The organism is Paenibacillus sp. FSL P4-0338, assembly GCF_038002365.1.
Lineage (GTDB): Bacteria > Bacillota > Bacilli > Paenibacillales > Paenibacillaceae > Paenibacillus_AQ.
Window position 1 is genome coordinate 3,905,734 of the sequence record NZ_JBBOCG010000001.1, and the last position, 13,770, is coordinate 3,919,503.

Genomic DNA, 13,770 nt, shown 5'->3' on the forward strand with positions numbered 1-13,770 from the left:
CCGGCTACCCCCGGCGCAGAGTCAGCACGGTAAGCTCCGGGCGGCACAGGAAGCGCAGCGGCATCATTGTCTCACCGAAGCCCCTGTTCACATACACCGGCATCGCCTTATTCTCTGTATAATACAAGCCGTCTATGTATTTCTTAGATCCGTAAGGCGTGAACGGCGCGCCGACCAGCGGCAGACGAATCTGACCGCCATGGCTATGACCTGAGAGCTGAAGGTGAAAAGGATAGGCTTCCGCCACCTCGGCGTAATCCGGCTCATGCATTAGCAGCACCGTGAAGATGCCGTCTGGAATATCCCGGACAACTGCCTCCGGGTCCGGCTTACCGTGCAGCATGTCATCCAGTCCTGCTACGGCAATCGTTGCTCCGCCTTGCTTAATCAGATAAGACTCGTTCCGCAGGACGCGGAATCCGGCCTCCGTCAACAGACGGGTCAGCAGCTCCGTATTCTTATAATCATGATTCCCGAGGATGGCATACTTTCCAAGCGGGGCCTGTAGCTCTGCCAGCAGGGGGACTGAGTCGGTCAGATCTTCGGCATAGCTATCCACGATATCCCCGGTGAAGCAGATCAGATCCGGCTGTTCATCCTTGATATGCTTCGTCAGCCGGGCCAGATCCTTCGCATCCTTATTGAAGCCCAGATGCACATCGCTGAAATGGACCAGCCGGGTCCCGGCGAACGCGGACGGCAGCTCCGCAAGCGGCAGCTCCCGGCGGGTCACCTCTAACCAGTTCGGCTCCCCTTGCCAGGCATAGCCGCCGGCGAGGAGACCCGCCCCGACCACCGCTCCTGCCCCACGGGCCAGGAACTGGCGGCGGGTCATCTTGCGGCCGCCCCGGCCTTCCGGCTTCGGGGGGCCTATTCCCGCTCCATTCGTAGCAGCAGGAACCGTACGCCCGGGAGAGCCCCCGAACGGCTTTTTGCTCATAGGGAGTGTCTCCTTTCTGTACTCTAACTCTAATCTATTCCATTAGGTCCGCAGTGGATTATATATCGTCGGATTACCCTTCAGCACGCTGGCTGCTCCCGGACTTCACAGGTGTGTCTTCCTCCGGTCCGCTAACTACCTTGATCCGGCATTCTTCCTCAGGAGCTTCACGGTAGGCGAGGGCAATTCCCTTATCCTTAATGTCCGCCCGGCTGACCCGCCGCTGCTTGAAGCTCACTTCAACCTCCTGCGTGAACGGGAACGGAGTCAGGGTCAGCGTAGCGCTGTCCTGCCACTCCGCTTCAATGGCACGGCCGGAGGTGAAGCTGAACTCCTCACTGCCGGAGAAGCCGTCTACGAACCAGGGGTGCTTCTCGGATTCGGCGCTGCCCGGCTTGCTCAGCGCCAGGAACAGCGACAGATCATCGCAGAATTGCAGCAGTCTGGCGTCATAATACAGCTCGCCTTCTTCAAGCGGCTTGCTCTGCTCCAGCTCCCGGTGGATACGCGCCCGGCGGTCCGCTTCACCCTCCAGATATTGTGTCAGCTCCGGGCACTCCTCACCCGACACCTCAATTAACCGTTCAAAATGCGAGCTGCACAGCAGCGCCCCGTATGGCGTCTCCGCTTCCACCTCATCGATTCCCCGTCTATAGAAGGTCAGCTTCGGCACAACCGGGAAATCGAGGAAGCTGTACGGCTGTCCCTCTGCATCATTCCAGAACGGTGTCTCATCCAGATCAATCCAGCCCCGGTCATGGTTGCTTACTGCCCACAATACCTCAGCCCGGCGGCCTTCCGCGGGCGTATGCTCTTCCTTGAACCACTTCGCAAATTCTCCGGCCAGCAGCCCGTGCTCATGCTGCTTCGTCATTACAAGCGTTCCATCCTGTTCACGGCAAATCACAGTCATTCCTCCCCGTTATCCGCTGTCAGACGGTTATCTTCAGCTATGTAGATTATAACATATTCACCTATATTTATCGGAACCTGCGGACGTATGGCTATTCTATGCAGCTTCAGGCTCTTCATTACAGGTTGTCTACACATGTACCCTTTTTGCGGCCCCCCAGAAACACATCTGTACCTCTTGTTCAGCCGTGCACAGCCAAACAGGCCACCCAGTAATAACACTGAATGGCCTGCTACGATTGTGCTTATAGACGAATGGTCTGAAAAATGGTCAGACACCCAGCCAGCGCTTGAACATATGCTTGGTTGTCTGCTTGTTGATCTCGGCAATGGAGGTTGTGAGCGGAATGCCCTTCGGGCAGGCCCGCACACAGTTCTGCGAGTTGCCGCATCCGTCGATGCCGCCGTCTTCCATGAGCGCATCCAGCCGCTCTTCAGCGTTCATCTCACCTGTCGGGTGAGCGTTGAACAGCCGCACCTGCGAGATGGCTGCCGGTCCGATGAAGTCGGTCTTCTCGTTGACATTCGGGCAAGCCTCCAGGCAGACGCCGCAGGTCATGCATTTGGACAGCTCGTATGCCCACTGGCGCTTCTTCTCCGGCATACGCGGTCCCGGACCGAGATCATACGTGCCGTCAATCGGAATCCAGGCCTTGACCCGCTTCAGGGCGTTGAACATCCGGCTGCGGTCAATCACCAGGTCGCGCACGACCGGGAAGGTCTTCATCGGCTCAATGCGCACCGGCTGCTCCAGATTGTCGATCAGCGCTGCGCACGCCTGACGGGGCTTGCCGTTGATGACCATGGAGCATGCGCCGCATACCTCTTCCAGACAGTTGGATTCCCAGCATACAGGAACCGTATTATCGCCTTTCGCATTCACCGGATTCCGCTGAATCTCCATCAGCGCACTGATTACGTTCATCCCCGGACGGTAGGCAAGCTCGAACTCCTCCGTATAGGGGCTGGTCTCCGGTTCATCCTGGCGGGTAATAATAAATTTCACATTTTTGGGAGCTGCTGCTGTTTCCGCCATGTCAGTTACCTCCTAGAAAGTTTGGTTAGTCTAACCGGTCAGTCCTTCGAGTAATCCCGCACGCGCGGAGGAATCAGCGATACATCGACTTCCTCGTAGGAGATCTGCGGGCCGTCTGCTGTCCAGGCGGCTTTGGTGGTCTTGAGGAATTCCTCATCGTTACGCGTCGGGAATTCCGGCTTATAATGTGCGCCCCGGCTCTCATTGCGCAGGAGGGCTCCAAGCGTCATCGCCTCTGACAGCTCCAGCATGTTCCACAGCTGGCGGGTGAAGGCTACCCCCTGGTTGCTCCAGCGCGAAGTGTCGCTCATATTGATATTCTTGTAGCGTTCCTTCAGCTCTTTGATTTTGCCGATCGTCGCTTCCAGCTTCTTGTTCTCACGCACCACGGTCATGTTCGCCGTCATCCATTCGCCAAGCTCCTTATGGATCACGTAAGCATTCTCTGTGCCAGTCATCCCGAGCAGCGACTCATATTTATCGGTCTGCGTCTTGTGGAAGCTGTCGAACACCGTTGAGGAGATATCCTGCACCGATTTCTTAAGGCCCTTGATGTATTCAACAGCCTTCGGGCCGGAGACCATTCCGCCATAAATGGCAGAGACCAGCGAATTCGCTCCAAGACGGTTGGCCCCATGGTATTGATATTCACATTCCCCTGCCGCGAACAAGCCGGGAATATTCGTCATTTGATTATAGTCGACCCACATGCCGCCCATCGAATAATGCACCGCCGGGAAGATTTTCATCGGAATTTTGCGGGGATCATCCCCCATGAACTTCTCGTAGATCTCAATAATCCCGCCCAGCTTGACGTCAAGCTCCTTCGGGTCCTTATGCGACAGATCCAGGTAGACCATGTTCTCGCCGTTAATGCCCAGCCCCTGATCCACACACACATTGAAAATCTCACGGGTAGCAATATCGCGCGGCACCAGGTTACCGTACGATGGATATTTCTCTTCTAGGAAGTACCACGGCTTACCGTCTTTATAGGTCCAGATCCGTCCGCCTTCACCGCGCGCCGATTCCGACATCAGCCGCAGCTTGTCATCGCCGGGAATCGCCGTCGGGTGAATCTGAATGAATTCCCCGTTCGCATAATGCACACCCTGTTGATACACGGCGCTTGCTGCGGTTCCTGTGTTGATGACCGAATTCGTCGTTTTGCCGAAAATAATCCCCGGACCGCCGCTGGCCAGAATGACCGCGTCCGCCGGGAAAGTCTGGATCTCCATCGTCTTGAGATTCTGGGCGCTGATGCCGCGGCAGACCCGCTCGTCATCCAGAATCACCGAGAGGAATTCCCAGTTCTCGCTCTTGGTAACCAGGCCTTCCGCTTCCCAGCGGCGCACTTGCTCATCCAGTGCATAGAGCAGCTGCTGACCGGTAGTCGCCCCGGCAAAGGCTGTGCGGTGGCGCTTTGTTCCGCCGAACCGGCGGAAGTCGAGCAACCCCTCAGGGGTGCGGTTGAACATTACGCCCATCCGGTCCATCAGGTGAATAATGCCTGGTGCCGCTTCGCACATGGCTTTCACCGGAGGCTGATTGGCCAGGAAGTCGCCGCCGTAGACGGTATCGTCGAAATGCTCCCAGGGCGAGTCGCCCTCGCCCTTGGTATTCACGGCGCCATTGATGCCGCCTTGCGCGCAGACGGAATGTGATCTTTTGACAGGGACCAGTGAGAATAGATGTACATGCGCGCCGGATTCAGCGGCCTTAATGGTAGCCATCAGGCCGGCCAGACCGCCGCCCACGATGATGATATCGGCTGATGCCATGATTGTTCCCCTCCTAAAAGTTTTGCGGAAGATCCGCTTCTTCGAGATAGCTGTGCAGCAAAACTTGCTTCGGAAGCATAGGCTTAAGTTTTGTGAGCGTTTGCTTCCTGACTCCTCATCGTACAAAACTCGCTTCGGAAGCATACGCTCTAGTATTGCGGAATATCCGCTCCTAAGTGGTGTCAGCAGTATAAGTTAACCGCTTCCACACACCAGTGTATTCTTAAATAAAACTGCGCAGGGACTGCATCGCCGTAGCGGCAGTTTGGAATTCATCGTTACGGAAGGTGACCAGCGACAGGACGAACATGAAGGTAACGATAACGAAAATACCGAGGCAAAGTACGGATGATACTCTCTGCGAACGCGGACCCACCGTGATCCCCCAGCTGATCAGGAACGACCATAGACCGTTGGAGAAATGGAAGCAGGCAGCCACGATTCCGACAATATAGAGAGTCATCAAGAGCGGCTGGGTCACAATGTTATGCATCACTCCGCCAAGCTGATCATGCTCCACCTTGCCGAGTGCTACCTGGACGCGGGTGTCCCACAGATGCCAGACAATGAAGATGAAGGTGACGACTCCGGTGATCCGCTGCAGCGTATAACGCCAGTTGCGCTCAAGATTGTAGCGGTTCAGGTTCGGCTTCGACTGGTACGCGATGTACAAGCCGTATACTCCGTGGTACAGCAGCGGCAGCCAGATGCCGAACAATTCCAGGAAGAAGACCAGCGGCAGGCTGTTCAGCCACAGCACACTGTCTGTGAAACCAGAAGCGCCACCCTCTACTGCTGCGAAGTTCGTCAGCATGTGCTCAAGGAAGAATGCCCCGAGCGGGATAACGCCGAGCAAGGAATGAATCTTTCTGGAATAAAATCCTCTCATGCAAAGTGTCCCCTTTCCATATAAAACAGCGTTTTCACAAGTCTTTTTAAAGAGCATACACCGCCGGGAGTACAGTTGAAACAGGGCAGCGGCAGGCTTAATTTACCAGCTAATAGTCTGTTTGCACCACTATCCATTGTTTTCCCGGACTTTGCTGAATAATTCACAATATGTGAATATCTTGTGTCACTTTTCATGTTACTCTTTTTTTGCTTATAAGGGAATTGCAATCTAATTATTAATCGTTATACAATAATTGCATAAGAATATTTTTAATATGATAATAATTCTCATTTAGCTTCATTAATAACTTACAATTTAGGGTTGTCTTCCTGCACATCAGGAGAACCTTGGCTCATCGGCTATGCCTTTTATCACAGTTGTATGGGATTTGGAAGAGAGGAGCACTATGAATGTATGATGATTTAGATGCTTTTGCTGCGGTGGTGGAGCACTCCAGCCTGAACCGGGCCTCGCGCCAGCTCAACCTGTCCCAGCCGGCCCTCTCCCGCAAAATCTCCAAGCTGGAGGAGCGGCTCGGCGTCGCCCTGTTCAACCGCTTCGGCAAGCGCCTGGAGCTTACAGAGGTTGGCCGCCTTACCTACACCTATGCGCTGGAGCAGCGGCAGCAGCGTTCCAAGTTCCTGGAAGCGTTATCGAAGTTCAAGGAGGGCGAGCCGCAGCTCGTGACGCTGGGGGCCAGTCTGACCACGCTGCAGACAACCCTGCCTCCCCTGGTAAAAGCATACACAGAGAAATATCCGGCAGCCGAGCTGAAGCTCATCACCGGGAAGACTCATGAGATGGTCACCGCTGTCAGCGAAGGCAAATGCGATGTCGCCATCATCGCCTCCCAGGTTCAGGAGCCGGGGCTGCGCTGCATCCCGCTGTTCGAGGACCAGCTCCGGCTGGTCGTCTCCGAGCAGCATCCGCTGACCCTGACACCGCGGCTCACCATGGAGCATCTCTCCCGGCTGCCGATGATTCTTTTCTCCAAGGGAACCTGGTACCGCCGGACAACAGATGATCTGTTCCAGCGCTGCGGGGTTGATCCCGATGTACGGATGGAGATCGACTCCTTCGAGGCCATCGTCCGCCTGCTGCCGACGATCAAAGCTGCGGCCCTGCTGCCGAACTCTTACTTGCGTCCGGAGCTGTTGAACGGCGGGGGACTGGTCTCCCTGCACATCAAGGAGCTGGAGCAGACGCAGCGGACCACTTGCCTCATCTACCAGAGCAGCGGCGGACTCAGCACGGCAGCACGCTGCCTGGTGCAGGTAACGGAGGATGTCTTCCTAAACAGCCGCGAGTAGCAGCGGGGAACACAGCAATCACCCGGCAAGCTTCCGTAATGCTACGGATCAGCCTGCCGGGTGAGGATACTGCCGGGTAATTCTTTTGCTATACTAAACCAGACTTACACCGGATTAACGGAATTTGCCTGCATCAATTGCTGCCTGCTTCTCATCGAGAATCTCCTGGTAGCCTGCCTCCAGATACGTCTTCTTGGCGGCTTCATACGTAGCATCGAACTCAGCCTCCGGAGCGAGCACCACCTTCACGTACAGCTCCTGGAACAGCGTGTTCAGATCGGCCTTGTATTCGTTCACCTTCTCCAGCACCACATTGAACAGGGCATCCGGTGTACGGAATTCGGCAACCTCGTCATAATACTTCACCAGATCATCAGCCAGCGGCTCATAACCGGCCGGTGCCCAGTTGCGCAGGTTGGCCTTGCGGGTTTTGGCTTCATCCGGGTACTGGGCAATTTCCGTCACCAGCCCCCAGTAATCCTTGTTATTGTTCTGTGCCAGCACCGCTTCGCCCTTATAATCCGGGTTCTTCAGCGCTATGCCGTCTGCGTCAAGCGTATAGTTCTCCCCTTCGATTCCGTTCTGGAACTTGAACAGGTTCTCCGGCTGGCTGAGCCATTCCAGATACATCCACACGGCTGCGCGTTCTTCCGGCGTGGATTCATAGTTAATTCCCATAATGAAGCCGAACGGCCAGTAAGCGCGTCCCTGAGGCTTGTTGCCCTCCGGTACTCCCGCAAGCGGAGGCACGACCGCAAATTTGGCATCCGGGTTATTCTGCAGCGTAGCCGCAAAAACATCCGTGTTGTTCGCCAGATAGAAGCCGAAGTTACCGGTTTTGCCTGCCACGAATTCAGCCTTAATCTTCGGTTCATCGTTGCGCAGATAGAATTCCTTATCAATCAGGCCATTGTTATACTGGTAATTGAGGTTACGCAGGTAAGCCTCAGTCTCTTCCGTAGTCAGATCAGCCACGCTGAGATCGGAATACAGCGCACGATACTTCGCATCCACCGGCCATTTGCGGAACGGATAGTTGAAGTTGAAGAAGTTCTGCAGCAGATTGCCGCCGCTTACGCCGAGTCCGGCTTCCTTCCATTTGGCCAGCATCTCGTTGTACTTCTCGAGCGAGGTCAGATCCTCAACCTTCATCCCTACCTTTTCCACCCAGTCCTTGCGGATAATGTTGACGAAGTTGTCGGCTTCAGGACGCGCAGCGAAGAAGAAGGTCTTCTGATCATCCACGGTACCGTACTGTTCAATTGTTTCACCCATGCTCTTCCAATAGGTCGGCGCATAATTCTGAATCTCTGCATAGTCGAGCGGCTGCATCACATCCTCGCCATAATAAGTAAGCGCTTGCGGCATATCATAGTGGAAAATAATATCCGGAGCCTTGTGCGAAGCCAGGAGCTGCTCGAAATCCGTTACTTCTTTGGAGCGGGTGATCGGCACATAATTAACTTCTATATTATATTTGTCGCCGAACTCCGCCTGCACCCAGCGGGTATAGTAGTTATCGGACACGTTCCAGCCTTCATAGGCACGCTCATAGACCGGAATGTCGAGCGAGACTTTTTTCTCGAAGCCCTTGGAATAATCAGGATAGGCTCCTTCGGCCTGGTTCGTAGCCGCGGCTGTCCCGGCCGGCTTATTGCTGGATTCTGCCGTATCCTTGGTGTTATTTCCCCCGGAGCACCCGGCCAGCAGGCCTGCCGTCATGACGGATGCCATCATTAACGAATACACGCTTCTTTTATTCATCGCAATTCCCCCATTTTTTGAATTTTCGTAATTCCAAAGAATGACTATATACAAGGGACGCAGGATTACTCCTTAACGGCTCCGAGCATAACACCTTGAACGAAGTATTTCTGGACGAACGGATACACACAGAGGATAGGCAAGGTAGCGAATACAACGACTGACGCCTTCAGGACTTCCGGATTGCTTAGCTGCACCTGGCTGGCCTCCAGCTGGAAGCTTTCACTTGCCTGAATGACCAGATAATACAGCTTGAGCTGAAGCGGCCGGAGGGAGGTCTCATGCTTGATATAGAACAAGGCATCCTGATAAGCATTCCAGCGGCCCACCGCGTAGAAAAGGGCAAGTGTTGCCATAATCGGCTTGGATAAAGGCAGCACAATGCTGAACAGAATCCGGAAATGCCCGGCACCGTCGATCCGCGCAGATTCCTCCAGACTGACGGGAATCCCGCTGGTCAGCGAGGTTTTCATAATCAGCAGATTGAAGGCACTGAAGGAGAGCGGCAGCACCAGTGACCAGATGGTATCCATCAGCCCCAGATTATTGATGTTCATATAGTCAGGAATGATGCCCCCGCTGAAGTACATGGTGAACAGGAAGATGAAGGTGATCACCCTGCGGCCCTTGAACTGGGTTCGGGACAGCGGATAGGCGGCGCAGATGGTCAGGATCATGCCCAGAATGGTGAACAGCACAGTCACGATGACCGAGATGTACAGGGAACGGAGGATACTGGCATCCGCGAAGATTTTTTTATACGCTTCAATGGTGAAGCCCTGCGGCCACATAAAGACTTTATTGGCAATGACGAAGGAGTCAGAGCTCAGCGATTTCGATACAACATGAATGAACGGCAGCAGGCAGAATAGTGAGATGATAATAATGACGAGACGGATCAGCGTTTCCCAGATATCGATACGTGCTTTATGGGGTGCGGCAGTGCCTCCGGCTATTGCTTTCATGGTTCCTCTCCTTTCTACAAAATCCCATCCTCGCCAAGCTTCTTGGCTACGCGGTCCGCGGAAATGACCAGAATAATTCCGATGACGGACTGGAATAGTCCGATGGCGGTCGCCCGGCTGAAATTGCCGCTCTCAATCCCCCAGCGGTACACCAGGACCGGTATGGTAGTGGTGAACTCCGTGGTCGCTTTATTTTGCAGCGCATAGATCCGCTCGAAGGAGCCGTCCATTACTTTGCCCAGCGCCATAATCAAGAGCGTCACAATCGTTGCCCGGATCGATGGAAGAGTGATATTCCATACCTTTCTCCAGCGGCCCGCCCCGTCTACCGTAGCAGCTTCATACATCTCGGGGTTGATCCCGCTCATCGCCGCCAGGTAGATAATTGTGCCCCAGCCCATGCTCTGCCAGACCCCGATCACAAGATAGCTAATGAGCCAATTCGTATCCTGCTGCAGGAATGGAATCCGGGTGCCTCCCATCAGTTCGATGAGGTTATTGACCACACCGCCCCCCTCACTGAGGAGCTGATAGGCGATGGCTCCGATAATGACCCAGGACAGGAAGTGGGGCAAATAGAGCACCGTCTGATTGATTCTTTTGAACCGTACGCTCTTGATCTCGTTCAGCAGCAGAGCCAGCACAATCGGCATCGTGAAGCTGAAGCACAGGTCAAGCACGTTCAGCAGCAAGGTGTTGCGGACGGCCCGGATGAAATCAGGCTTGGCGAACAGGTCCTGGAAGACCTGTAGTCCGGCCCATTCACTGCCCCAGAAGCCTCTGGCAATCTTATAGTCCTTGAAGGCGATTACAAGTCCGGTCATTGGCAAATATTTGAATACGATGACAAAAGCCAGCGGAAGCATCACCAGCAGATAGAGCTGCCAATCCCGCTGTAAATAATAGCCGAACCCCTGTTTTCTTCTTAATAAAGGACTGTGATTCGTTTGTGAAGCGCTTGCAGCTTTCAACATATTCACCTCCTGCCTTGAATTCTTCTTGCCGGCTGCCGGCTCCTATTCTCCGGCCTGGTTCCTATGCTACCGTCTTTGCCCAGGCTTGAATATCATGAGTATTGATGATCACCTATCACAATTGATTCACAAATGATTGTTGCCCGGCGCCGAAGGCCTCAGCCGCAGGAGAATAATCAAAAATGATAGGCATTCCCAAAAATAATAAAGCGCTTTCATTTAGGAGGTCAGGTATATGCCTGATAAAAATTGCGTGATGAGGGAAGGGCCCAGGGGGGATTGGGGAGGGACCGGAGAGCGGGGAGGGGCTATTGGGAAACGATGAGGGGGCAATTAGGGAGCAACTAGAGCTATCAGGGAATGATTGGAGAGCTACTGTGGCTCAACACGGTATCCTTCAACTATTTCAGGAGCACTTCTGCTCCTCATTCGCTCGTTTAGCCAACTTTCCTGAAAATCAGGGGCACTTGTGCTCCTCATTTACTCGTTTAGCCAACTTTCCTGGAATTCAGGGGCACTTGTGCTCCTCATTCGCTCGTTTAGCCAACTTCCAGCTCCATCAGAGGAATTTATCCCTTTCATTTCCACCTCCAGCCCACTTTCGGCTCCATCAGAGGGATTTATCCCTTTCATTCCAGCATCCAGCCCACTTCCAGCTCCATCGGAGGGATTTATCCCTTTCATTCTGTCACCTGACCACTTTCCACAGACCTGCCGAAACAACACGGTCCTTGATACGAGATGCCGTTCCGCCGGCGATGGGTTTCTATGGGTTTCTATGGGTTTCTATGGGTTCTATGATTTTCTATGGGCTTTGATGGCCATCTATGAGCTTCTAAGAGCTCTTGCTCTTCGCTGACTTGTAGCCGCTTGGCGGCATGCCTTCATACTTGCGGAAAAAGCGGTTGAAGCTCTGCGCATTGGCGTAACCGACCTCAGCGGCAATCTGCTTGATCGTTAGCCCGGAATCCAGCAACAGCTCCTTGGCCTGCTCGATCCTTAGCTGGTTGACGAAGTCAATCATGCTGCTGCCGGTCTGTTCATATACAAGCTTGCGCATATAGGAGTAGCTGATGCCTATCTGCTTGGCCATGTTCTCGAAGACGATCTCTTCCCGGTAGTGCTGCTTCAGGTACTCCATGATCCGCTGCGCATAATTGGTCTCATGGGCGCTGCGGTCCAAGCTCTGTACAATCTCACAGTAAAAATCATACAGGTACTCCTCCAGCTCATCCAGCGTATCCATGGCGGCGAGAATCGAATATACGTTGCCCCGGCCCATAATCATCCGTCCGGTCCCGAGGTGATTCTCGCGCAGATGCTTGATCGTCGCGCCCATCAGCTGATGATAGATGAACATAATATTATCGTAGGAGATATTGTCCTCTGCGGAGATCTGGCTGCGGATGCTCTGCAGCTCCTTGAAGATTCCCGCCAGGTCGCCGGCATCCAGGAAATTCAGGATTCGCCGCTCACTGCTCTCAGAGTCAACATACTTGCGGCTGTTATCCTCCTCGTCATGCCAGTACATGATGCTTCCGGCCCCCTTGATCATCCTGCGCTTGATCACCTCCAGCGCTTCGAACAGCCGCAGCGCCACCCGCTCGGGAGCATCCGTCATCTCACTTACCCCAATCGTGACCGAATGCTCCAGCAGTTCAAGAGACTGGTCGCGGATCTCCTCCAGAGCCTGATGAATCAGAGTACTATGCGCCTCCCCTTCCTCCGGGGCAAAGTTCAGTACAATCACTGTACAGCCCTCATTATGGTAGACACAGCGGGCTACCAGCCCCTCAGGGAAAACACTCTCATACTTGGCACTCAGCAAATACCAGTGATAGCTGCGCGTCTCGCCATTGGTATGTCCCACGTATCTTCTATATTGGTCGATGGAGACCACTGCCACTCTGTAACAGGCATGCGGAAAAACCTCCGTGATCCGCGGCGGAATCTCACCGCGCAGCAGACGGTGTACGGCCAGACTGCGGGTATCCTGTTCACGCTCCTGAAGCAGCTGGAACAGACTCTCTTCCTCCTCCTGCATCCGTTTGAAAGCCAAATCCAGGAAGGCCAGCTCATTCTTGTTCACTACGCCCACATCAATCTTCGAGCGTATCGTCTGCACCAATTGCCTCAGGGGCCTGGACAGCCAGGTGGCCAGGAAGATGGCCAGCAGCGTCCCCAGTACAATGATCGCCCCCGTCAGCAGAATAATATTCCCCTGCATCTCTCTGGATTTGGTCATCAGCTCATCCATGGAGCTCCAGCTTACATTCCACCACCCGGACAAGGAGGATCGGCTCCAGGCATACACCGTCCGTTTGCCCTCCAGCTTGCGGAAGGTGTAGCCTTCACTGGCTTCCTGATTCAGAATCTCCTGTAAGAATGGCAGTTTATGGCTGTCGGAGAGCAGCATGGACCGGTCGTTGAAAGAGATCACCGTACCCGCAGCGTCCAGCAGCAGGTAGTTGCTGTCCCCCACCTCGGTAGCATGCAGATATTTGCCGATCTGGCTCTCCTTCATATTGACGACGATTACTCCCCGGGTGGTGGTGGACAAGCGGTTGAGCGGGTACACATAAGATACCACGTTCTCGCCCGACGCAAGCTTACGGGGCACCCATACCCCGCTGATCCCCCTGCGTCCCTTAAGCGCTTCTGTGATCCATCCGATAGGCTCATAGCGGGCAAGCGTCGTGATGCTGCTGTCTGTAGAGAAGACATAATCCGAATCCTCCAGGACAAAGAATGAAGAGTACACACCGTCCACCCGGCGGTTAAGGTTAAGCAGTTCCTTGGTCACGGACAGCGCCAGACTTACATTGTTATAGTTGGCGTTAATTTCATCGTAGGTTTCGAAGCTGCGGATGCGGTCAAAAATATTTGTTGCCGCCAGACGTGACGTATCCTGGGCCAGATTGGCCAGCGCGTTCTCGTTCAGCCTGCGGTTAGCATTAAGCCCGGCCAGCGTGGATTCCCCGATAGCTGCTTCAGAGTTCTGTATAATCTGTGACCCGCTGTACCAGGTCAGGACTGCTGTAGGAATAGCCATAATGCAGAATAGAATCAACGCCAGCTGCAGGATCATCGGTGTTCTTTTCATCACATATCCCCCTAAGGATTTCTATGTTACCGCTTACAATATTTTTATTTTATCATTTCAGGATACATTTTACATATGTGTATAAGAAAAATT

At 54.0% G+C, this 13,770-nt stretch carries 10 protein-coding genes; 1 reads left to right on the forward strand and 9 read right to left on the reverse strand.

From position 1 onward, the window contains the following. Window positions 1-4: 4 nt before the first annotated feature. From MKZ07_RS17185 to MKZ07_RS17205, 5 genes are all read right to left on the reverse strand, one after another. Complete coding sequence (locus tag MKZ07_RS17185) at window positions 5-940, reverse strand: metallophosphoesterase (RefSeq protein ID WP_036701589.1); 936 nt, start codon at window positions 938-940, stop codon at window positions 5-7. Between the two features lie 73 nt (window positions 941-1,013). Then, on the reverse strand, window positions 1,014-1,847 hold the full coding sequence (locus MKZ07_RS17190; RefSeq protein ID WP_051494078.1) for a DUF3891 family protein: 834 nt from the start codon (window positions 1,845-1,847) through the stop codon (window positions 1,014-1,016). Window positions 1,848-2,123: 276 nt separating this feature from the next. Then, complete coding sequence (sdhB, locus tag MKZ07_RS17195; protein WP_036701591.1) at window positions 2,124-2,888, reverse strand: succinate dehydrogenase iron-sulfur subunit; 765 nt, start codon at window positions 2,886-2,888, stop codon at window positions 2,124-2,126. A 38-nt stretch (window positions 2,889-2,926) separates the two neighbouring features. Beyond that, a complete protein-coding gene (gene sdhA / locus MKZ07_RS17200) occupies window positions 2,927-4,669 on the reverse strand; it encodes a succinate dehydrogenase flavoprotein subunit (protein ID WP_036701593.1) in 1,743 nt (580 codons plus the stop codon). 223 nt (window positions 4,670-4,892) lie between these two features. Continuing rightward, window positions 4,893-5,558, reverse strand: a complete 666-nt coding sequence (locus MKZ07_RS17205; RefSeq protein WP_036701595.1) for a succinate dehydrogenase cytochrome b558 subunit — start codon at window positions 5,556-5,558, stop codon at window positions 4,893-4,895. Window positions 5,559-5,971: 413 nt separating this feature from the next. On the opposite strand from MKZ07_RS17205, the gene MKZ07_RS17210 reads away from it, so the two are divergent. Next, window positions 5,972-6,871: a LysR family transcriptional regulator gene (locus MKZ07_RS17210; protein WP_036701597.1), complete on the forward strand. Its 900-nt coding sequence runs from the start codon at window positions 5,972-5,974 to the stop codon at window positions 6,869-6,871. A 114-nt stretch (window positions 6,872-6,985) separates the two neighbouring features. On the opposite strand, the gene MKZ07_RS17215 is transcribed toward MKZ07_RS17210, so the two are convergent. The 4 genes from MKZ07_RS17215 to MKZ07_RS17230 form a co-directional block, all read right to left on the reverse strand. Further along, a complete protein-coding gene (locus MKZ07_RS17215; RefSeq protein WP_036701598.1) occupies window positions 6,986-8,635 on the reverse strand; it encodes an ABC transporter substrate-binding protein in 1,650 nt (549 codons plus the stop codon). A gap of 65 nt (window positions 8,636-8,700) precedes the next feature. Continuing rightward, window positions 8,701-9,600 carry a carbohydrate ABC transporter permease gene (locus MKZ07_RS17220; RefSeq protein ID WP_051494079.1) on the reverse strand — a complete coding sequence of 300 codons (900 nt, stop codon included), beginning with the start codon at window positions 9,598-9,600 and terminating at the stop codon, window positions 8,701-8,703. 14 nt (window positions 9,601-9,614) lie between these two features. Continuing rightward, window positions 9,615-10,574, reverse strand: a complete 960-nt coding sequence (locus MKZ07_RS17225; protein ID WP_036701600.1) for an ABC transporter permease — start codon at window positions 10,572-10,574, stop codon at window positions 9,615-9,617. A gap of 835 nt (window positions 10,575-11,409) precedes the next feature. Then, the gene (locus MKZ07_RS17230) at window positions 11,410-13,677 is read right to left on the reverse strand and encodes an AraC family transcriptional regulator (RefSeq protein ID WP_036701606.1); all 2,268 of its coding nucleotides are present in this window, start codon (window positions 13,675-13,677) and stop codon (window positions 11,410-11,412) included. Window positions 13,678-13,770 lie beyond the last annotated feature (93 nt).

Coding starts and splice junctions, on each gene's coding strand:
- MKZ07_RS17215 (WP_036701598.1), bottom strand. CDS start 8,635: ATGAATAAAAGAAGCGTGTATTCGTTAATGATGGCATCCGTCATGACG.
- MKZ07_RS17185 (WP_036701589.1), bottom strand. CDS start 940: ATGAGCAAAAAGCCGTTCGGGGGCTCTCCCGGGCGTACGGTTCCTGCT.
- sdhB (WP_036701591.1), bottom strand. CDS start 2,888: ATGGCGGAAACAGCAGCAGCTCCCAAAAATGTGAAATTTATTATTACC.
- sdhA (WP_036701593.1), bottom strand. CDS start 4,669: ATGGCATCAGCCGATATCATCATCGTGGGCGGCGGTCTGGCCGGCCTG.
- MKZ07_RS17220 (WP_051494079.1), bottom strand. CDS start 9,600: ATGAAAGCAATAGCCGGAGGCACTGCCGCACCCCATAAAGCACGTATC.
- MKZ07_RS17225 (WP_036701600.1), bottom strand. CDS start 10,574: ATGTTGAAAGCTGCAAGCGCTTCACAAACGAATCACAGTCCTTTATTA.
- MKZ07_RS17230 (WP_036701606.1), bottom strand. CDS start 13,677: ATGAAAAGAACACCGATGATCCTGCAGCTGGCGTTGATTCTATTCTGC.
- MKZ07_RS17205 (WP_036701595.1), bottom strand. CDS start 5,558: ATGAGAGGATTTTATTCCAGAAAGATTCATTCCTTGCTCGGCGTTATC.
- MKZ07_RS17210 (WP_036701597.1), top strand. CDS start 5,972: ATGTATGATGATTTAGATGCTTTTGCTGCGGTGGTGGAGCACTCCAGC.